Origin of the sequence: Synechococcus sp. CCY 9618, from assembly GCF_019038415.1 — a bacterium.
In the GTDB taxonomy this organism is placed as follows: domain Bacteria; phylum Cyanobacteriota; class Cyanobacteriia; order PCC-6307; family Cyanobiaceae; genus Cyanobium.
In genome coordinates, this window is the sequence record NZ_JAFKRG010000041.1 from 1 (window position 1) to 20,115 (window position 20,115).

A 20,115-nucleotide genomic window follows, 5' to 3' on the forward strand; every position below is an offset into this window, starting at 1 on the left:
AGCGCTCCTTCTGGCTGGTGGCCGATGCCGAACTGATCGTCTACGGCGCCACCGATCCGGCCGCCCGGCTCAGCATCGGCGGCGAGGAGGTGCCCCTCTCCGCCGACGGCACCTTCCGGGTGCAGGTGCCCTTCCGCGACGGCCAGCAGCTCTATCCCATCGAGGCCGTGGCCGCCGACGGGGAACAGAAGCGCAGCATCACCATGGAGTTCCGCCGCTCCACCCCCGAAGACAACAGCAATCCCGCCAGCCAGGCTGTGGCCGAGTGGTTCTGATGGCAACCGACAGCTCAAGCCGCGGCCTGCTGAAGGCGGTCGTGGCCATCACACCCGTGGCCGGCTCGATCCTCTTCCCCCTGGTGGTGCCGATCCTGATGGTGCGGGTGAGCATCGCCTCAGGAGTGATCGCCGCAGTGGTCATCGGCACCCTCTGGTTCGCCGCCATGCTGCGCACCTCGGAGATGCCCGGCCACCACTGACAAGCCTCCACTGGGGCGTCCCCCTGCGGGAAGGCTGTCGTCAGGGCGACGTGCACCGCCCCGTCAACGGTCGTGGCGTTTCCTTTCCCCTCCTGCCCCAGTCCCTTGCCGCCGGGCGTCACGGGCCTCTTCGTCCTGGCGACCGCGCTGATGCTCGGAGGTTGCGGCCCCTCCCCCGCAGCCCTGAGCGGCGGGCCCCCTGCCGTCCTGCCCCTGCCCCCCGGCATCCGGGTGGCCTTCAACCACCGCGGCGGGGGGCGCTACCGCAGCCCCGTCAGCGGCCAGTGGCGCCAAGGCGACGACCTGGAGGCCCTGCTGCTGGAGAGCATCCGCGGGGCGCGACGGGAGATCCTGGTGGCGGTGCAGGAGCTCTCCCTGCCGGCGGTGGCCCAGGCCCTGGCGGAACGGCACCGCCGGGGCGTACGGGTGCGGGTGGTGCTGGAGAACACCTACAGCACTCCCTGGAGCCAGCAGCACCCGGTGGATCTGCCCCCCCACCAGCGCCTGCGCCAGCAGCAGCTGGCGGCCCTGGGCCAGGGGGATGCGGTGGCCGTGCTGCAGCGGGCCGGGATCCCTCTGATCGACGACACGGCAGACGGCAGCCGCGGCAGCGGCCTGATGCACCACAAGTTTCTGGTGGTCGATGGCCAGGTGGTGGTGACCGGATCGGCCAACTTCAGTCCCTCCTGCATCCACGGGGACGCGGACGCGCCGACCACCCGCGGCAACGTGAACCACCTGATCCGCTTCGAGAGTCCGGCGCTGGCGGGGCTGTTCGCGGAGGAATTCGCCCGGCTCTGGGGCGATGGCCCCGGCGGCGCCCCCGACAGCCGCTTCGGCATCGCCAAGGGGGGCGGCCCCGCCCGGGTGGTGGACGTGGCCGGCACGCCGGTGGAGGTGCTGTTCGCCCCCCATCGACGCAGCGACCCGAACCAGGGCCTGGCCTGGCTGGAAGCCCAGCTGGCCAGGGCGCGACAGCGTCTCGATCTGGCCCTGTTCGTCTTCTCCGGCCAGAACCTGGCCGACCGGCTCCAGGAGCTCCATGCCCGGGGGGTGAAGATCCGCCTGCTGGCCGATCCGGGCTTCGCCGTCCGCGCCTTCAGCGAGGTGCTCGATCTGCTGGCGGTCACCCTGCCCGACCAGGACTGCCGCATCGAAGCCGGCAACCGGGCCTGGAGCCAGGCCCTCGAAGGGGTGGGCACCCCCCGGCTGGCCGGCGGCGACAAGCTGCACCACAAGTTCGCCGTGCTCGACGGCCGCTCGGTGATCTCGGGCAGCTTCAACTGGAGCCCCAGTGCCGCCTTCCAGAACGACGAGACCCTGCTGCTGATCCACTCGCCCCTGCTGGCCCGCCACTTCGAGGCGGAAATGGATCGCCTCTGGCGCGGCGCCGAGCTGGGCATCAGCGGCCGGTTGCAGCGCAAGCTGGCTCAGCAACGACAGAGCTGCGGCAGCGGCACCCCCCGGGCCGCTGGAGGCGCACCAGCGATGGCGTCTACGATTCCGTAACGCTGATCACAGGATTCATGGACGCCGCGTCCGCCACCGCCTCCCGCCAGGCCACGCCTCGCCTGGATGCCATCAACCTGATGCTGCGCGATCTGCACACCCGCCACGACGAGATCCGCCACCGGGCCGCCTTCCGCGGCTGCACCAGCGAGCTGCTGACCCTGCAGCAGGAGCTGGTGGATTATCTGCTCAGCAAGAAGCATTCCCTCCAGGGCGTCGACGACGTCACGCCGGAGGAAGGGCTCAATTACAACTCGTTCACCTGAGCACCACCGCCGGCGCCACCCCAGCCCGGGTGGTGGTGGTGGGCGCCGGCCCCGCGGGCGCCAGCCTGGCCCTGCTGCTCGCCCGCTCCGGCCTTCCCGTCGATCTGGTGGAGGCGGCCCTCAACAGCAACCGCCTGTTCCGCGGCGAGGGGCTGATGCCGAGCGGCCTGGCGGCCCTGGCCGCCATGGGCCTGATGCCCCTGCCCGCCGCAGTGCCCCACCGGCCCCTGAAGGCCTGGAGTTTCTTCCTCGACCGCCAGTCCCTGTTCGAGGTGGCCGAACCGATGGGCAGTCCCGTGGCCTGCACCCTGGTCGACCAGGGATCCCTGCTGCGGGAGCTGCTGGCGGAGGCCGGTCGGCAGCCGGGATTCCGGCTGTTCCAGGGGCGGGCCGTGCGGGACCTGCTGCACCTGGACGGCCGCATCACCGGGGTGCGGCTGGCGGACGGCACCCCCCTGGAGGCGTCCCTGGTGGTGGGCTGCGACGGCCGCGACTCCCTGGTGCGCCAGCAGGGACAGCTGGACCTGGAGGTCGCCCCCAGCCCCCTCGACGTGCTCTGGTTCCGGCTCCGGGGTCCGGCGGCCGAGGGGATCGTCGGCTGGCTGGAGGGGCGCTTCGTGACGGTGGTGGGGGCGGCCGGCAGCTACGCCCTGTTCCCCTCCAGCCGCGGCGGGGTGCAGCTGGGCTGGGCGCTCGCACCGGGGGCGGCTCCGCCGACCCCCGATGCCTGGTCAGACCTCTGGGCCGGTGACGCCCCGGCACCCCTGGCCCGGCTGCTGCGGACCCTGCCGGACACGGCCGTCCAGGGTCCGGTGCGGCTGCCGGTGCGGGTGGGCCTCTGTCGCCGCTGGCAACGGCCCGGGCTGCTGCTGCTCGGTGATGCGGCCCATCCCATGAGCCCCCTGCGGGCCCAGGGCATCAACATGGCCCTGCGCGATGCCCTGGTGGCCGCCCGCCACCTGGAGCCGGCCCTGGCTGATGGCGACAGCGGTGCCATCGATGCCGCCATCGCGACCATCGCGAGCGAGCGGCTGCCGGAGATCCGCCGCATCCAGCAGCTTCAGGAGGAGGAGGCCCGCCGGGCCGATCTGCTGCGGCGACGTCACGGGCTGCGGGCCCTGCTGGCCCGCACCGCCCGCTGGAGCGGCCCGCTGCTGGCCCTCCGCTGGCGCGCCGGCCAGCGTCAGTTGCGGGATGGGCTGGGCCGGATCACGGGGGCGGACTGAACGGCGGTCATGATGGACACAGCGTTGCGCCTGCCATGGCCCGGATCCTCCCCATCTCCCGCCCGGGCCGGCGCGGCCGCGGGCTCAGCCTGCGGCATCTGATGCTGCTGGCGGGTCTGCCGTTGCTCGGGACCTCCCCCCTGCTGGCCGCAACGGAGCTTCCGCCCTTTCCCCCGTCCTCCGAATTCCGCTCCCTGCAGCTGATCACCCTGGCCTGCAGCCGTGAGAACAGCACAGAGCCCTGCGACAGGGCCCGCAGCCTGGCGGACCCCCTGATGGACCATCCGCGGCTGCCCGCCAGCTGCAAGGACGTGCTCTGGGACATCCGCCAGCTGGCGAAGGTGGCCGCCAGCAACAGCTACGACCGGAGGGAAGGAATCGACCGCGCCGCCCGCATCCTCACCGACGTGTGCCGCCAGAAGCTGCCGGCGGCGCAACCCACGGCCGGTGGCCCTCCCAGGCCCCAGGGCGGCCTGAACCTGATCAGTCCCAGTCGAAACTGAACCGCTGGCCCGGCAGCAGCCGTTCCATCTCCTGGCTCAGTTGGGCCATCATCTGGCGGCTCATCCGGGGATGGCCGCGCAACTCCTTCACCAGTTCCGCCACATCAGCGCTGGTGAGGCCGTGGCTGCTGATCCTGGCGTCGACGCGTTCACGGAACTGCTCGAGCAAGCGCTGCTGTTCCGGGGAAAGGGGGGCGTCATCCGCGGGATGCTGAACGTCCATCGCGTCAGGGGCGGGCGGAACCGGAGGCCCCGGCGGGGGTGTCGATCAGGGCCAGCAACCGGGTGGATGTGTCACGCATGAAGGCCAGGCTCATGGGGGTCACCACGGCGGCACGGTCGGCCAGTTGACAGAGGGGATTGCGCTCGCCGCTGGCTTCGCAGCTGCTGGACATCAGCAGCAGGGCATTGGTGAGCTTGCCCCGCAGACAGCTCTCGGCGCCTGCCCCGGCCAGCACCGCCTTGGCGGCGGCGTGGGTGCGGCCCACCGCCTCGGCGTAGGGAAGGGCCTTCGGAGCTCCCATGACCGCCGCCCGGGCAGCGGCCGGCCCGACCACAGCCATTCCCACCAGGGTGGCGGCCGCGGAGACAGCGCAGGCGACGCCTGCCCAGGCGATGGGAGTGATCCTCGGGGCCATGGGTGAACGTTCGGTTGCGCTCAGGCTAGCCAGGGGCCCGGCCGCAGGAATCGACGGAGGTAACTTGGGGCTCCAACGACCCCGGGACGCCGGCCATGGCGAAGACGACCGACGTGCGTCAGGTGGCGCTGGCGACCCCCTTCACCGACCAGAAGCCCGGCACCTCCGGCCTGCGCAAGAGCAGCCGTCAGTTCCAGACCCCCCACTACCTGGAGAGCTTCATCGAGGCCTCCCTGCGGGTGGTGCCCGACGTCGCCGGCGGCACCCTGGTGGTGGGCGGCGACGGCCGCTTCGGCAACCGCCCGGCCATCGATGTGATCGCCCGCATGGCAGCGGCCCACGGCGTCGCCCGGCTGATCACCACCACCGGCGGCATCCTCTCCACCCCGGCCGCCTCCCACCTGATCCGCAGCCGCGGCGCCGTGGCCGGCATCATCCTCTCGGCCAGCCACAACCCCGGCGGCCCGGAGGGGGATTTCGGCGTCAAGATCAACGGCTCCAACGGCGGGCCGGCGCCAGAATCGGTCACCGATGCCATCCACACCGCCACCCTCAGCCTCGACGGCTACCGGATCCTCGACGCCGAACCGCTGAACCTGGAGGCACCGGGCACCACCAGCATCGGCGCCATGGCCGTGGAGGTGATCGACGGGGTCGACGACTACGTCGCCCTGATGCAGCAGCTGTTCGACTTCGACCGCATCGCCGCCCTGCTGCGCAGCGATTTCCGGCTGGCCTTCGATGCGATGCACGCCGTCACCGGCCCCTACGCCAGCCGCCTGTTCGAAGGGCTGCTGGGGGCGCCGGCCGGCACCGTGCGCAACGGCATCCCCCTGGAGGATTTCGGCGGCGGCCACCCCGATCCCAACCTCACCTATGCCCACGAGCTGGCCGATCTGCTCCTGAAAGGCGACACCTACGACTTCGGCGCCGCCTGCGACGGCGACGGCGACCGCAACATGGTCCTGGGGCGCCACTGCTTCGTGAACCCCAGCGACAGCCTGGCCGTGCTCACCGCCAACGCCACCCTCGCCCCGGGCTATGCCGACGGCCTGGCCGGGGTGGCCCGCTCCATGCCCACCAGCGCCGCCGCCGACGTGGTGGCCGCCGAGCTGGGCATCCCCTGCTTCGAGACCCCCACGGGCTGGAAGTTCTTCGGCAACCTGCTCGATGCCGGCCGCATCACCCTCTGCGGCGAGGAGAGCTTCGGCACCGGCAGCAACCACATCCGCGAGAAGGACGGCCTCTGGGCCGTGCTGTTCTGGCTGCAGATCCTGGCGGTGCGCGGCTGTTCGGTGGCCGAGGTGATGGCCGGCCACTGGGGACGCTTCGGGCGCCATTACTACTCCCGCCACGACTACGAAGCGGTGGCCAGCGACGCCGCCCATAGTCTCTACGACCGGGTCGAGGGGATGCTGGGCTCCCTGCCGGGCCAGGGCTTCGCCGGCCGCACGGTCCGCGCCGCCGACGATTTCGGCTACACCGATCCGGTGGACGGCTCGATCAGCCGCGGCCAGGGGCTGCGGGTGCTGCTCGACGACGGCAGCCGGGTGGTGCTGCGCCTCTCGGGCACCGGCACCAAGGGCGCCACCCTGCGGGTCTACCTGGAGAGCTACGTACCCGCTTCCGGCGACCTGGGCCAGAACCCCCAGGTGGCCCTCGCCGATCTGATCAGCGCCATCGACGCCCTGGCCGAGATCGGCAGCCGCACCGGCATGGAGCGGCCCACGGTGATCACCTGAAACGGATCACCTGATCGCCGCCCACCGGCCTCAGGCCGGACCGTCCAGCACGAAGCGGTAACGCACATCGCCGCGGCGCAGCCGCTCGATCGCCGTGTTCACCTCGGCCATCGGCAGGTGCTCCACCTTTGGGGCGATGCCGTGGCGGGCACAGAAGTCCACCATCTTCAGCAGGCTGGCCGGCGAGGAGGTGGGGCTGCCGGTGAACTGGCGCCGGCCGGCGATGAAGGGGAAGGCCTGCAGGGGGATCGGACTGGTGGGCACCCCCAGCTGATGCAGCCGGCCACGGGGAGCGAGGGCCCCCACCACGGCGTCCCAGTCGAGGTCGTGGTTGCTGGTGTTGATGATCAGGTCATAGCGGCCGGCCTGCTGGGGCAGATCGGCGAGCATCTCCACCCGGTGGGCGCCGAAGCCGCGGGCCTCCTCTGCCTTGGCGGCGGTGGTGGTGAGGGCGGTCACCTCGCAGCCCCAGGCCCGGGCGAACTGCAGGGCCATGTGGCCGAGGCCGCCGATGCCGATCACCGCCACCCGGGCGGTGGGCGAGACCTCTTCGTCGATCAGGGGGGCGAACACGGTGATGCCGCCGCAGAACAGGGGGCCCGCATCCGCGGCGGAGACCCCCTCGGGGATCGGGATCAGCCAGTCCTGGTGGGCGCTCACGTGGCTGGCAAAGCCGCCGCTGCGGCCCACGATCGTGGACTCCAGCGAGGCGCACAGGTTGGCATCGCCGCCCAGGCACCAGCTGCAGTGGCGGCAGCTGCCGGCGATCCAGCCCAGGCCCCTCAGCTGGCCCACCAAGGCCGGATCCACCCCCTCGCCCACGGCCACCACCCGCCCGACGGCCTCATGGCCCGGCACAAGGGGCAGGCTGGTGACCCCCCAGGCGTTGTCGATCATCGACACATCGCTGTGGCAGAGGCCGCAGTGCAGCACCTCGATCGTGGCCTCGTCGGCGGCCGGCTCCACCAGCTGGGCCTCGGTCCGCTGCAGCGCCCCCCCGAGGGTCGTGGTCTGCCATACGGTGATCTGCATCGGGAACGCCTGAGGTTCCTCAGGTTCTAGCCAGGCCGTTCCTGTCGGGCGTACCGGCACAGCTTTCCCCCTGCCCCATGTCGAGCGCCGCCAGCCCGTCGGCCGAGACGCCATCCGCCCCGGTGGTGGTCCTGAGCATCGGCGGCAGCGATTCCGGCGGCGGCGCCGGCATCCAGGCCGACCTCAAGACCTTCCTGGCCTTCGGGGTGCACGGCTGCAGCGCCATCACCTGCGTCACCGCCCAGAACACCTGCGGCGTCAGCCGGGTGGATGCCCTGCCCCCGGAGGCCGTCACCGCCCAGGTGGAGGCGGTGTGCAGCGATCTGGGCGTGGTGGCGCTCAAGACCGGCATGCTCTTCGACGCCGCCCTGATCGAGGCCACCGCCGCCGCCATCGAGGCCCGGAAAGCGTTCCGGGTGATCGATCCGGTGATGGTGTCGCGCTCCGGCGCCAGCCTGCTGGCCCCGGAGGCGATCACGGCCATGGCCCGGTGCCTGCTGCCCCTGGCGGATCTGGTCACCCCCAACCTCCACGAGGCGCGGCTGCTGACGGGCCTGGCCATCGCCAGCGCAGCAGACATGGAGCGGGCCGCCGCCAGGCTCTGCGAGCTGGGGGCAGCGGCCGCCCTGGTGAAGGGAGGGGGACTGGCGGGCCTGCGCGGCTGCGACGTGGCCTGGATCGACGGGGAGGCCCGCTGGTTCCGCGGAGCGGAAGTGGTCACCCCCCACAGTCACGGCAGCGGCTGCACCCTCTCGGCAGCGATCACCGCCTGCATCGGCCGGGGCGAGACCCTGACGGAGGCGATCAGCACGGCCAAAGCCTTCGTGGAGGGGGGCCTGCGCCACGCCCTGGCCATCGGCGCCGGCCAGGGGCCCCTCTGCCACTGGCACCGCTGGCGGCCGGGGGGGAAGGACGCCCGATGATGAAGGCCCACCCCGTGCGACCCATCCCTTGACGCAGGCACTCAGCGGCATCGGCGGGTTGGCCCACATCGGCATCCGGGTCCACGACATGGAGCGATCCGCCGCCTTCTATGCCCATCTCGGCTTCCGGTTCGTGGCCGGGCCGATCGGTCCGGAACCGGTGGCGATCCTCAGCCACCCCAGCGGAGTGGAGATCAACCTGATCCTCAATGCCCCCGCCCAGGCCGAGACCAACGTGCTGATGGACGGCCCGGAGAAACCGGCCGGCATCACCCACTTCGCCCTGCTCTGCACCGACCTGGAGACGGCCATCGAGGAGCTGCGGGCCGCAGGACTGGTGCCCAGCGCCGGACCGGTGGACTTCGGCGGCCAGGCCCGGGGCCTGTTCCTGCGGGATCCTGACCGCAACGTGGTGGAACTGCACCAGCGGCGCTGAAGTCCTCCCACACCCCGGCGGTGGTGAGGAAACATGACGGCAGCGGGACCCTTCGGGAGCGTCACCCACAATGAATCGGCGGTGGCGTCGAGGCCCCTCCGGTTTCCAGCCCATGAAGGCGCCACTGACCGAGCGAGAGCAGGAACGGCTCGAGGCCCTGCGGGATTACCGCATCCTCGACACCCCCCCGGAGCGGGCCTACGACGATCTGACGGCCCTGGCGGCCTGCATCTGTGACGTGCCCATTGCCCTGATCAGCCTGGTCGACAGCGACCGGCAGTGGTTCAAATCGAAGGTCGGCCTCGAAGCCTGCCAAACCGACCGGGACGTCTCCTTCTGCGCCCACGCCATCCTCGAGGAAGACATCCTGGTGATCCAGGACACCCTCGCCGATTCGCGTTTCGCCGCCAATCCTCTGGTCACCCGGGCACCCAACATCCGCTTCTATGCCGGCGTCCCGTTGCTGTCACCGGACGCCCTGCCCCTGGGCACTCTCTGCGTGATCGACCATGAGCCCAGGGACCTGAGCGAAGGCCAGATCCGTGCCCTGGAGGGCCTGGCCCGCCAGGTGGTGACCCAGATGGAGCTGCGCAGGGTGTCGGCCCGGCTCGCCCAGGCCCTGGAGAAGATCGCCCTGATCGAAGGGCTGATCCCCATCTGCTCCTACTGCAAGGCGATCCGCAACGACGCCGGCTACTGGTCGAGCGTGGAGGCCTTCCTCAAGGAGCACGCCGATGTGTCGTTCACCCACGGGGTCTGCCAGGCCTGCATCGAGCACCATTTCCCGGAGGTGGCCGAGGTGATGCGCCGCCAGGACGCCGACCAGGCGGGCTGAACCTGCCCCCCCGGGATTCAGGGGGCCGCCGGTGGGGGAATGGCAGGACCGGCGGGGTCCGTGAGGTTGCCGCAGAGATCCAGGACGATCTTCTGGGCGACCGAACGGGGCTCGGGCACTCCCCAGGGCTCCCAGACGCCATCGACCAGCCAGCCCTGACGCAGGCTGTTGCAGTGCACCGCCACCGCGGCCGCCCGCGACCTGACCGGACCCAGTTCCGCCGCCGTGGGCTGCACCAGGGTGACCCGGACGCCCCCGTCATGGAGCTTCCAGCCGCCCCAGTCGACGAGGGTGTTGCCGTAGAACTTCCATCGGACCGGCTCGACCTTCTGGGGCGCCTGGGGGGCGGGGGGCGGATCGGCGGGCTGAGCCACCGGTGGGTTGGCCGGTGCCGGTGCCGGGGGCTGGGCCGCTGCCCTGGCGGGCGGAGCTGGCTGGGGCTTGGCTTCTGGCTTGGCCTGCGCCTGGGCCTTTGGCTTGGGCTTGGCCGTCGCCGGAGGCAGCCGCAGCCAGGTCCCGACCTGGAGCTGGTCGGGCTTGACCCCGGGATTGGCCTTGGTGAGGGCTGCCACGGTGGTGCCATGACGGCTCGCCAGCGCCTTGAACGTGTCGCCGGCACCCACCTGCACCATGGCCTTCGAGGCAGGCAGCTTCAGCTCCTGGCCGATCTGCAGCTCCTCGGGGCTGGTGATCCTGTTCAGGCGGATCAGGTCCTCCACGCTCACCCCTTGACGGGCGGCGATGGCCTCGAGCGTGTCGCCCTTGACGACCCGGACGCTCCGGGTCGGCGGAGCCGCCTGGGCCAAGGCGGCGGCAGTGGGGTCCACGCCGGTGAAGGTCAGGAAGAGAGAGGCAAGCCCACCCATGGCTGCCGCCGGCGTCGCTGCTTTCCGTCCCACGATTTCCTCCCGAATGCCCTTCTTCAAGCTACCAGCCATGAATGCCTGCCTGAAACCGTTGCATGGGTCTGTCAACGGCACAGAAGCTGCGGAGCCTCGCGGGAAAGTGGCTGGGATGAAGGCAGAAGACTCCGATTCAATCAGCGGAGCTCCTGGCAGTGTGCCGAGTCAGCCCCTAATGGTTCAGGCCCAGGATCCACTCGAAGAACTAAACCACAAGTCTCATGATTGCTGTGTCCTGATGGACAGGAATCTGCTGGAGACAACCACATCGAAGCCGTTCCTACGGGGTATGGGGCTCAAGCTCGGCACCGTCCTCCTCCGTTGAGGAGCCGAACCAGCGCTCCTCGAGGGCTTTCACCACCACATAGAACGGCGGCACCACGCCCAGCGAGAGCACCGTCGCCACCAGCAGGCCGCCGAAGATCACCGTGCCCAGCGACTGCTGGCTGTTGGCCCCCGCCGTGGTGGCCACCACCAGCGGCAGAAAGCCGGCCAGGGCGGCGATGGCCGTCATCAGGATCGGGCGCAGCCGCGACTCGGCCGAGGCGATGGCGGCCTCGGCGGCGGTCATGCCCTCCTCCATGTGCTGCTCGGCCACCTCCACGATCAGGATGCCGTTCTTGGCCGCCAGCCCGATCAGGGTCACCAGTCCCACCTGGGCATAGATGTTGAGATCGATGGAGCGCAGGGCCAGGAACACCAGGGCGCCGAGCATGGCCAGGGGCACGGTCATCAGGATGATCACCGGGGTCACATAGCTCTCGTACTGGGCCGAGAGCACCAGGTAGACCACCAGAATGCCCAGGCCGAAGACCAGCACACTGGCATTGCCGGCGGAGAGCTGCAGGGCGGCGAGGCCGGTGAAGGCATAGTCGATGTTGTTGAAGTCCTGGGCCTTGAAGATCTGCTGAATCCTGGTCAGCGCCTGGCCCGAACTCTTGCCGATCGCCTCGGCCCCCTGGATCAGAATGGTGCGGTAGAGGTTGTAATGGCTGATCACCGGCGGGGCGCTGGTCAGATCCGCCGTGGCGAATTCCGACACCTGCACCAGCTTGTTGTCGTTGCTGCGAACGTAGTAACTCAGCACATCCTCCAGTGAGCTGCGATTCTCAGCCGCCGCCTGGACATAGATGTTGCGCACCTGGCCGCTCTCGTAGGTGAGCCCGGAATAGTTGCTGCCCGCCAGCACGGCGATGGTCTGCATGGCCTGCTGGAAATTCACGTTCAGGGCCCCCATCACCGAGCGGTCGATCTTCAGACCGAAGGCCGGAGAGCTGGGAATGAACTGGGTGTAAAGAGTGGAGAAATCACCACTGGTGGTTCCCGCCAGAATCTGCTTCTTGGCCAGTTCATCCAGCTGGTTGAAGCTGTAGGCCCCGTTGCTGAGGTCGTTGAACTGGAAATAGAAGCCCCCTTGGGCCGAGAATCCGGGGATGGCCGGGGGCTGGGCAGCCACCGCCAGGCCGGAGCTGATCGCACCGAGCTTGGCGTTCAGCCGTTTCACAATCGCCGGAGCCTTCTGGTCGGTCCCGCTGCGCTCCTCCAGGGGCTTGAGGCCGAAGAAGAACACCCCCTGGTCCGGGCTGGCTCCGTTGAAGCCGTAGCCGCTCACCACCGACCCGGCGACGATCTCCTTCTCCTCCTTCAGCACCTTGGCCACCTCCTTGGCCGTGGCCTGGGTCTGGCTGAGGGAGGCGCCGTTCTGAAGCTGGATGATCCCCAGGCCATAGCCCTGGTCCTCCTCGGGAATGAAGGCCGAGGGCAGGGCGCTGAAGGCGAACAGGGTGAGGGCGATGCCACCGCCCAGGCCCACCAGAATCCAGCGGCGCCGCTCGATCAGGAAGGTCACCAGGGAGGCGTAGGACCGCTCAAGACGAACGAAGAATCTGTTGAACCGCTCGAAGATCCAGGTCAGATTGGCTCCGGCGAGCACACCGACCACCACCCCCAGCACGTAGGTGACGCTGCCGAAGGAGGCCGCACTGAAGCGGCCGAAGGCCAGGCCCACCACCGCCCCGCCGATGATCCCCACCAGCCGGCCCGGGGGGGGTGACTTGCGGCTTCTCAGCAGCAGGGCCGAGAGCATGGGGGAGAAGGTGAGCGCATTGAAGGCCGAGATGGCGATCGAGAAGGCGATGGTGAGGGCGAACTGGCGGTAGATGATGCCGATGCCGCCGGGGTAGAAGGCCACCGGCACGAACACCGCCATCAGCACCAGGGCGGTGGCCACCAGGGCCCCGATCAGTTCGCCCATGCAGGCCATGGCCGCCTGGCGGGGTCGCATGCCCTTCTCCAGGTTCTTCTCCACCGCCTCGATCACCACGATCGCGTCATCCACCACCAGGCCCGTGGCCAGCACCAGGCCCAGCAGGGTCAGCTGATTGATCGAGAACCCGAAGATCTTGACGAAGGCGAAGGTGCCGATCAGGGAGATCGGGATCGCCAGGGTGGGCACCACCGTGGCCCGCCAGTCCTGCAGAAAGATGAAGAGGATGATCAGCACCAGCACGATGGCCAGGCCAAGGGCATCCACCACCCCCTCCACGGCCGATTCGATGAACTGGCCGATGTTGTAGATCTCGAACACCTTCACCCCGGGCGGCACGTTCTGGGTGAACTGATCCATCACCTTCACCACCTGGTTCGAGACATCAAGAGCATTGCTCTCGGGGGTCTGGAACACCGCGACGGTGATCGATGGATAGCCATCAATGCTCACCGCCTGCTGGGCATAGGTGTTGGCGCCGTAGGTGGCCTGGCCCACATCCTTCAGGCGCAGCAGATTCCCGGAGGACGAGCGGCCCACGATCAGATTGTTGAGTTCCTCGACCGAAACCAGGTTGCCGTTGTTCTCCACCAGGATCGGGTAGGCGAACTTCTGGTCTCCCCCCGCCGGTGGGCCTCCTATCAGACCGCCGATGGCCACGCTGTTCTGACTTGAAACCGCATTGACAACCTCATCGGCAGTGAGATTGTTGGCGGTGAGCTTGTCGGCATCAACAAACAGCCAGAAGGCCGGATTGCTGCCCCCGAGAAGATTGACGGTGGCAACGCCGGGGACCCGCTCAAGCTGGTAATAAAGATCCTGATAGATCAGGCCATTGAGATAGGGGGCATCGAACTGGCCCTCCGAAGAGGTGACCTGATAGGCCAGCAGGATCGACGGGGTGCTCTGCATCACCGACACCCCGGTGGCCTGAACCTGCTGGGGAAGCTGCGGCATCGCCAGCGACACCCGGTTCTGAACGTTCACCTGGTCAATGTTGATGTCGGTGCCTTCCTCGAAGTACACCTGGATCGTGCTCGTCCCCGACATGTTGCTGGTGGACGAGATGTAGTTCGCCCCCGGAACCCCGTTGATCTGCTGCTCGATCGGATTGGTCACCGCCTGCTCGGTGACCAGGGAATTGGCGCCGCCGTAGTTGGCGGTGACCTGGATCAGCGGAGGGGCGATGTTGGGAAGATTCTCGATCGACAGCGTGGGAATGGCGATCAGGCCCACGAGCACGATCAGGATGCTGCAGACGGTGGTGAGAACCGGCCGCTTGATGAAATTATCGGAGAACGACATCGCTCTGCTCAGCTCCCCGATGCGGCCGGAACCACCTTCACAGGCATCCCCGAGCGAAGCAGGGCTGTGTTGCTCACCACGATCTGATCACCCTTGGCCAGCCCGGAGAGCACCGGATAGGCATTGTTCTGCAGATTTCCCAGTTTCACCACCGTCTGAACCACCACTGGAGTGGTGCCGGGAAGCTTCTCCAGCTTTTGCTTCTCCGCAGCGGGGAGCTGGTCGGAGGCCTTGATCTTCGGAAGGATCGTGTAGAGCGGCAGCACCCGATAGACGAACGGCTGCTGGGCCTGCATCATCACCGCCTGAACCGGCACCGCCAGCTGGTCGCTGACACCGGTGATGATGCGGTTTCGCACGAACTGGCCCGTTTTCAGCGCTCCGGTGAGATTGGGGAACACGGCCTTCACCAGCACGGTATTGGGCGTGCCGGGCGACGTGGAGCCCGTGGCGAAGTAAGGCGACACGAACACCACCCGTCCCATGCCTTTCACCGGTGGGTTGCCCTGGCTCTCCACCTGCACCGGCAGACCCACCTTCACCTGGCCGGCCTGGGTGGCCGGTACATCCATCAGGGTCCAGAGGGTGCTGTTGTTGACGATGCCCGTGATCGCCTGGCCCTGGCGCACGTAATCGCCGAGCTTCACAGTGTCGAGATTGCCGAGTTCGCCGTCGATCGGGGCGGTGACAAACTTGTATCCCAGGGTGGCGGCGCTGGAACGGGCCTGGTCCCGGCTCTGGATCGCCTGGGTGACGTAGAAGTCCCGGTCCTTGGTGGAGACGGCCCCCTGCTCGTTGAGGAAGATGTAGCGCTCGGCGTTGACCCGGTCCTTGATCGCTTCAGCACGGCTGGAATCCAGGGTCGCCGACTCCTGCACGTTGTCGAGCACCAGGATGGGCTGGCCCGCCTTCACCCGCTGGCCCTCCGTGGCCAGGATGCGCACCACCCGACCATCCGACTGGGGCCGCATCACCACGTTCGAAGTGGACTCGATGGTGCTGATCGTGTCGATGCCTGGAGCGAACCGGAACTCCCCCACCGTCACGGTCTGAACGGTCAGGGGCGCCCGGGCCACCGGCTTGCCGGAGCCGCAGGACGCCAGCAGCAGCACCAGGGGAAGCGAAGGGGAAAGGAGCTGCCAGCGCACCATTCGGTTTCAAAGCCCCCGAAACGTACCGGAAAAGCCAGAGGCTCCCCAGGGGGCCGGGATCTTTTGCAGGCTTTCAGGACCGGGGACCGGGCCCCGGCCGACCGCCATGACGGCGGTGATACTCCGGTTCCGGGTTGCTCTCCTGCAGCTGCCGCACCGCCTCCACCGCCATTCCCGCCACGCCCCCGAAAGCGGTCAGGACCACCGTGCTCCAGAACAGGGCCTCAGGGGTCAACCGAAGCGGGGTGTGCTCCACGATGGAGCGCAGGAAGGTGGCGACCGCCAGCCCCAACAGGCCGGTGAGCATCCCTGCGCAGAGCACCCGCCGGCCACTCAGCGGCGGCGGGCAGGGGGCTGGCATCAGCCCGCTTCGGAGGCTGATGCCCCCTGGGACCCAGCGGTCGTCGATCCGGTGAGCTGCTTCATGACGACGTAGAACACGGGCACCACGAACAGGGACAGCACGGTGGCCACGGCCAGACCGCCGAACACCACCGTACCCAGGGACGCCTGACTGCGGGCCCCAGCCCCGGTGGCGAGGACCAGCGGCAGGAATCCGAACAGGGAGGAGATGGCGGTCATCAGGATCGGCCGGAAGCGCGACTGGGCCGACTCTCGCGCCGCCTCGAGGGCACTGCTGCCCTCCTCCATGCGCTGGTTGGCGAGATCGACGATCAGGATGCCGTTCTTGGCCGCCAGACCGATCAGCATCACCAGACCCACCTGGGCATAGATGTTGAGCACCTCACCCCGCACCGCCAGGAAGGCCAGGGCGCCGAGCATGGCGGTCGGCACGGTCATCAGGATGATCAGGGGATCGCTGTAGCTCTCGTACTGGGCGGCCAGCACCAGATAGACGGTGAGGATGCCGAGGGCGAAGATCACGATGGCCAGCGCCCCCGCCTTCACCTCCTCCCGGGAGATGCCGGTCCAGTCGTAGCCGACACCGGTGGTGGAAAGGTTCTGGAAGATGTCCTGGATGTCCTTGATGGCCTGGCCGGTGCTGCGACCGGGCAGGGCCGCTCCCTCCACCTTGATGGCCCGGAACAGGTTGAACCGGGGGATCACCGAAGGGCCGGTGATCGGCTCCACCGTGATGAACTCCGACAGGGAGATCTGACTGCCTTCGCCATTGGTCACGTACAGGGATTTCAGCTGCTCCGGGTTGGTGCGATAGCGGTCGTCCGCCTGGACGAAGATGCGCCGCACCTTGCCGGCATCGAAGGTGTCGTTCACGTAGAAGGAACCGATGTTGAAGCTGAAGGTCTGCATCGCCGTTCCGTAATCCACCCCGAGGGCGGCCATGCGGTCGCGGTCGACGAGAATCTGCAGCTGGGGAGCTTCCGGCGAGAACTGGGTGAAGACCCGATCGAACAGGCCACTCTGATTGGCCTTGGTCACGAGCTGGGTGGCCGCCGCGAAGAAATCCGCCGGGGACAGGGAGCCACCGCTGCGGTTGAGCATCTGCATCTCGAAGCCCGCCCCGGTGCCGTACCCGGGGATGGCGGGGGGTTCGATCACGATGATCCTGGCTTCCTCGATGGCCGCGAGCTTGGTGTTCAGCCGCTGGGTGATGGCCGCCACCGTCTGCTGCTCGGAGGTCCGCTCGCTCCAGTTTCGGGTGCCGAAGAAAAAGAGGCCGCGGTTCGGGGCGTTGCCGTCGAGGCTGGCGCCGCTGAACACCGCCGCCGTGGAGATGTCCTTCTCGCTGCGCAGGATCTCGGCCACCCGCTGGTTGATGCGCCGGGTCTTCTCCAGGGAGGCCCCATCGGGCGCCTGGACGATCCCAATGGCATAGCCCTGGTCCTCCACCGGTACGAAGCCCGTGGGGATGGCATTGAAGGCGAAGGCGGTGAGCACGATGCCTCCGGCCAGGACCGCCATCACCAGCCGCCGTCTGCCCAGCACCCAGGCCAGACCGGCCCGGTACCGCCGCTCAACGCTGCCGTAGATGATGTTGAAGCGACGGAAGATGGCCGGGGTGGCCCAGCCGAAGAACGCCCCGAACAGCGTGTAGCCCACCACCACCAGCGGGCTGGTCACCCCTGCCAGCAACAGGGCCGAAACGGCACCGCCCACCGCAAAGGGCAACCGCAGCGGTCGGCCCGTGAGCAGATGCAGGCCGTAGCCGAGGCCCCACGAAAAAGCGAACAGGGCGAGGGCCACCAGGGTGCCGCCACCGCTGTCGAGCAGGCCGTAGACAAAACCGATGGCAGTGCCCGCCAGGGCGTAGGTGCGCCGGCCCGGGGGATCCCCTTCCCGGGCCAGCAGCAGGGCGGAGAGCATCGGCGAGAAGGTGAGGGCGTTGAAGGTGGAGATCAGGATCGAGAAGATGATCGTGGCCGCGAACTGCTTGTAGATCGTCCCGGTGGCCCCGGGAAAGAACAGCACCGGCACGAACACGGCAAAGAGCACCAGGGAGGTGGCGATCACCGCGCCGAATAGCTCATCCATGGTGGATTTGGCACTGTCCAGGGCGCTCAGGCCGGAGCCCTTCTTGGTGGAGGTGTCCTCGATCACGGTGATGGCGTCATCCACCACCAGGCCGGTGGCCAGCACCAGGCCGAACAGGGTGAGCTGGTTGAGGGTGAAGCCAAAGGCCTTGACGAACATGAATGTGCCCACCAGGGCCACGGGGATGGCGATCGCCGGCACCAGGGTGGCCTTCCAGTTCTGCAGAAACAGGAACAGGATCAGCACCACCAGCACCACCGCTTCCCGCAGCGCCGAGGAGACTCCCTCGATCGAGGCCTCGACGAAGTCGGTGTTGTCGTAGATCTTCTGAATCGTCATGCCGACCGGCATGGTGGTGGCGAAATCCTTGATCACTGCCTCCACCCCACTGGACACTTCCAGGGCGTTGCTGCCGGTGAGCTGATAGACCCCCATGCCCACCGAGGGCACCCCGCGCAGGTCGGTGGCCTCGATGTCGAAGGATTCTCCCCCCAGGCTCACCCGGCCCACGTCCCGCAGCCGCACCAGTCCGCCGTCGGCGGTGGAACGCAGAACCATGGCGCCGAACTCCTCGGTGCTGCGCAGCCGTCCCTGGAGCTGGACCGTGAGGGTGTATTGCTGGCCCTCGGGGGAGGGGGCGCCGCCGATCTGGCCGACGGGCACAAGCCGGTTCTGGCTGCGCAGGGCCTCGACCACATTGGCGGCGGTCAGGTTGTTGGCGGACAGACGATCGGGATCCAGCCAGAGGCGGAAGGCGAGCTCCCGGTTGCCGAAATAGGTGAGCTCACCCACGCCGGGGACCCTCCGGACCGCATCGGTAAGGTTCTGATCGAGCAGCCCGCTGATGGTTTCCAGACTATAGGGATTCTTCGGATCTTCGCTGGTGAAGTTATAGACGAGCAGGATCGAATTCGAGGCCTTGTTCACCGTGATGCCCGACTGGCGCACCTCCTCCGGCAGGCTCGGCTGGGCCAGGGACACCCGGTTCTGAACGTTCACCTGGTTGATGTCGCCGTCGCTGCCGCTGGCGAAGGTGACCGAGATGGAGCTGGAGCCGTCGGCCGCGCTGGTGGAGGTGATGAACTCCATGTTCTCCACCCCGTTGATCTGCTGCTCGAGCACACTGGTGACCCCCTCCTCGACGCTCACCGCATCGGCTCCGACGTAGCGGGAGCTGACCCTCACGGAGGGCGGGGCGATGTCCGGCAGGTTCTCGATCGGCAGCAGGGGGATGGCGATCAGTCCTGCAATCACGATCAGCAGGCTGCACACCGTGGTGAGCACCGGGCGCAGGATGAACGTGTTGGAGGGCGACATCAGGCAGGATTCAGGTGAACCGGGCTTAGCGTCACGGGACTCACTTCACCTTGACGGCGGCGCCGTTGCGCAGATTGATCAGGTTGGTGGTGATCACGCGGGCACCGGGCTGCAGCCCTTTGATCACGGGGTAGCGGTTGTCCTGCAGCGGACCCAGCTGCACCGGCGTCTGCAGGGCGAAGGTGGTGCCGGCGGGCAGCTTGCGGGCCGCAGCAAGGTCGGCCCGGCCCGGGCGACGCTCCAGGTCAGCCAGACCGCCCACCTCGTAGACGAAGCTCTGGCCGGAGATCTGGGTGACGGCCCCGAAAGGCACCGAGAGCTCCTGACGGCTGTCGAGCACCAGCCGGGTGCGGGTGCGCAACCCGTTGCGCAGCAGCCCTCCCGGATTGTCGAACTCCGCCTTGGCCAGCAGCGACTGGGTGCCTGCCACCACACCGGGGTCAAGGGAGCCCACCCTCCCCAGGGCCATGGGCTGGTTGGACGAGGGATTCATCAGGATCAAGGCCTGCCCCACCCGCAGACGATCGGCGAATACCGCCGGGACGTCGACCCTGGCCATCAGGCGGTCATTGCGAATGATCGTGGTGAATGGGGCACCGGCCGTGATCACGTCCCCCTGCTTCACCTGGACATCGCCCACAACCCCGGCGATCGGCGCCTTGAGATCCCGGAAGGCCAAGTCGGCCCTGCGAGCCACCAGCTCCTCGCGGGAGGAGAGGTAGCGCTGGCGGAATTCGTCGCGCTGGAAGGCACTGGCTGCCCCCTGCCGCACCAGATATTCATAGCGTTCGTAATTGACCTTGTTGGTCTGTACCTCCGCCTGCAGCCGGGCCACGTCGGCGCGGGCCTGGGCCTGATCCAGCACCAGCAGGATCTGCCCGGCGGCCACCTTGTCGCCCTGACGCACCATCAGCCGCTCGATGCGACCCCCGGCCTGCGCCGCCAGCCGCACCTCCTCGATCGCCTCCAGGGTGCTGACGGTGTCGACGTTGTCGGTGAAGGCCGCCAGCGTGGCAGGCTCCGCGCTCACCGAAAGGGGTGGGCGCGGCGCCGGTGGTTCCGACTGGCAGCCGGCCAGCAGAGCGGCGCCCGCCAGACTGGCGGCAATGCGGGGAAGCCAGCGCCCGGAACC

18 protein-coding genes and 1 pseudogene are annotated in these 20,115 nt (G+C 68.5%); 10 read left to right on the forward strand and 9 right to left on the reverse strand.

The window, feature by feature from the left end:
* The 6 genes and pseudogenes from KUG41_RS09800 to KUG41_RS09825 all read left to right on the forward strand — a co-directional run.
* A pseudogene (locus KUG41_RS09800) lies at positions 1-275 on the forward strand (DUF4912 domain-containing protein); the annotation flags it as partial.
* Positions 275-478 (forward strand): hypothetical protein, encoded by a 204-nt coding sequence (locus tag KUG41_RS09805; protein WP_216903670.1) that lies wholly within the window; start codon positions 275-277, stop codon positions 476-478. The pseudogene KUG41_RS09800 and the gene KUG41_RS09805, both read left to right, overlap by 1 nt.
* Positions 479-628: 150 nt before the next feature.
* Positions 629-1,987 carry a phosphatidylserine/phosphatidylglycerophosphate/cardiolipin synthase family protein gene (locus KUG41_RS09810; RefSeq protein ID WP_216903752.1) on the forward strand — a complete coding sequence of 453 codons (1,359 nt, stop codon included), beginning with the start codon at positions 629-631 and terminating at the stop codon, positions 1,985-1,987.
* A 17-nt stretch (positions 1,988-2,004) separates the two neighbouring features.
* Entirely contained in the window at positions 2,005-2,253 is a 249-nt protein-coding gene (locus KUG41_RS09815; RefSeq protein ID WP_216903672.1) for a hypothetical protein, read from the forward strand.
* 38 nt (positions 2,254-2,291) lie between these two features.
* On the forward strand, positions 2,292-3,479 hold the full coding sequence (locus tag KUG41_RS09820; protein WP_371734106.1) for an FAD-dependent monooxygenase: 1,188 nt from the start codon (positions 2,292-2,294) through the stop codon (positions 3,477-3,479).
* A gap of 35 nt (positions 3,480-3,514) precedes the next feature.
* The gene (locus tag KUG41_RS09825; RefSeq protein WP_216903674.1) at positions 3,515-3,982 is read left to right on the forward strand and encodes a hypothetical protein; all 468 of its coding nucleotides are present in this window, start codon (positions 3,515-3,517) and stop codon (positions 3,980-3,982) included.
* Here KUG41_RS09825 and KUG41_RS09830 read toward each other — a convergent pair.
* Complete coding sequence (locus tag KUG41_RS09830) at positions 3,963-4,205, reverse strand: hypothetical protein (RefSeq protein WP_216903676.1); 243 nt, start codon at positions 4,203-4,205, stop codon at positions 3,963-3,965. The two genes, KUG41_RS09825 and KUG41_RS09830, sit on opposite strands and share 20 nt — an antisense overlap.
* Before the next feature lie 4 nt (positions 4,206-4,209).
* Positions 4,210-4,620 (reverse strand): hypothetical protein, encoded by a 411-nt coding sequence (locus KUG41_RS09835; protein WP_254217091.1) that lies wholly within the window; start codon positions 4,618-4,620, stop codon positions 4,210-4,212.
* Positions 4,621-4,715: 95 nt separating this feature from the next.
* On the opposite strand from KUG41_RS09835, the gene KUG41_RS09840 reads away from it, so the two are divergent.
* Positions 4,716-6,362 carry an alpha-D-glucose phosphate-specific phosphoglucomutase gene (locus KUG41_RS09840; RefSeq protein ID WP_216903678.1) on the forward strand — a complete coding sequence of 549 codons (1,647 nt, stop codon included), beginning with the start codon at positions 4,716-4,718 and terminating at the stop codon, positions 6,360-6,362.
* Positions 6,363-6,392: 30 nt separating this feature from the next.
* Here KUG41_RS09840 and KUG41_RS09845 read toward each other — a convergent pair whose 3' ends face one another.
* A complete protein-coding gene (locus KUG41_RS09845; RefSeq protein WP_216903680.1) occupies positions 6,393-7,394 on the reverse strand; it encodes an NAD(P)-dependent alcohol dehydrogenase in 1,002 nt (333 codons plus the stop codon).
* Positions 7,395-7,471: 77 nt separating this feature from the next.
* On the opposite strand from KUG41_RS09845, the gene thiD reads away from it, so the two are divergent.
* The 3 genes from thiD to KUG41_RS09860 all read left to right on the forward strand — a co-directional run bounded on the left by thiD (position 7,472) and on the right by KUG41_RS09860 (position 9,588).
* Entirely contained in the window at positions 7,472-8,317 is an 846-nt protein-coding gene (thiD, locus tag KUG41_RS09850; protein ID WP_216903682.1) for a bifunctional hydroxymethylpyrimidine kinase/phosphomethylpyrimidine kinase, read from the forward strand.
* Positions 8,318-8,345: 28 nt separating this feature from the next.
* Entirely contained in the window at positions 8,346-8,753 is a 408-nt protein-coding gene (locus KUG41_RS09855; RefSeq protein ID WP_254217093.1) for a VOC family protein, read from the forward strand.
* Between the two features lie 112 nt (positions 8,754-8,865).
* Positions 8,866-9,588, forward strand: a complete 723-nt coding sequence (locus KUG41_RS09860) for a GAF domain-containing protein (protein WP_216903684.1) — start codon at positions 8,866-8,868, stop codon at positions 9,586-9,588.
* A 17-nt stretch (positions 9,589-9,605) separates the two neighbouring features.
* Here KUG41_RS09860 and KUG41_RS09865 read toward each other — a convergent pair whose 3' ends face one another.
* From KUG41_RS09865 to KUG41_RS09890, 6 genes are all read right to left on the reverse strand, one after another.
* Positions 9,606-10,514 (reverse strand): LysM peptidoglycan-binding domain-containing protein, encoded by a 909-nt coding sequence (locus KUG41_RS09865; RefSeq protein ID WP_216903686.1) that lies wholly within the window; start codon positions 10,512-10,514, stop codon positions 9,606-9,608.
* A gap of 256 nt (positions 10,515-10,770) precedes the next feature.
* The gene (locus tag KUG41_RS09870; RefSeq protein ID WP_216903688.1) at positions 10,771-14,061 is read right to left on the reverse strand and encodes an efflux RND transporter permease subunit; all 3,291 of its coding nucleotides are present in this window, start codon (positions 14,059-14,061) and stop codon (positions 10,771-10,773) included.
* Positions 14,062-14,069: 8 nt separating this feature from the next.
* Positions 14,070-15,212 carry an efflux RND transporter periplasmic adaptor subunit gene (locus KUG41_RS09875; protein WP_216903690.1) on the reverse strand — a complete coding sequence of 381 codons (1,143 nt, stop codon included), beginning with the start codon at positions 15,210-15,212 and terminating at the stop codon, positions 14,070-14,072.
* A gap of 73 nt (positions 15,213-15,285) precedes the next feature.
* Positions 15,286-15,573, reverse strand: coding sequence for a hypothetical protein (locus KUG41_RS09880; protein ID WP_254217094.1), 288 nt, complete (start codon positions 15,571-15,573; stop codon positions 15,286-15,288).
* Positions 15,573-18,983, reverse strand: coding sequence for an efflux RND transporter permease subunit (locus KUG41_RS09885; RefSeq protein WP_216903697.1), 3,411 nt, complete (start codon positions 18,981-18,983; stop codon positions 15,573-15,575). The genes KUG41_RS09880 and KUG41_RS09885 overlap by 1 nt, the downstream gene beginning before the upstream one ends.
* A 40-nt stretch (positions 18,984-19,023) precedes the next feature.
* On the reverse strand, positions 19,024-20,013 hold the full coding sequence (locus KUG41_RS09890; protein WP_371734107.1) for an efflux RND transporter periplasmic adaptor subunit: 990 nt from the start codon (positions 20,011-20,013) through the stop codon (positions 19,024-19,026).
* Positions 20,014-20,115 lie beyond the last annotated feature (102 nt).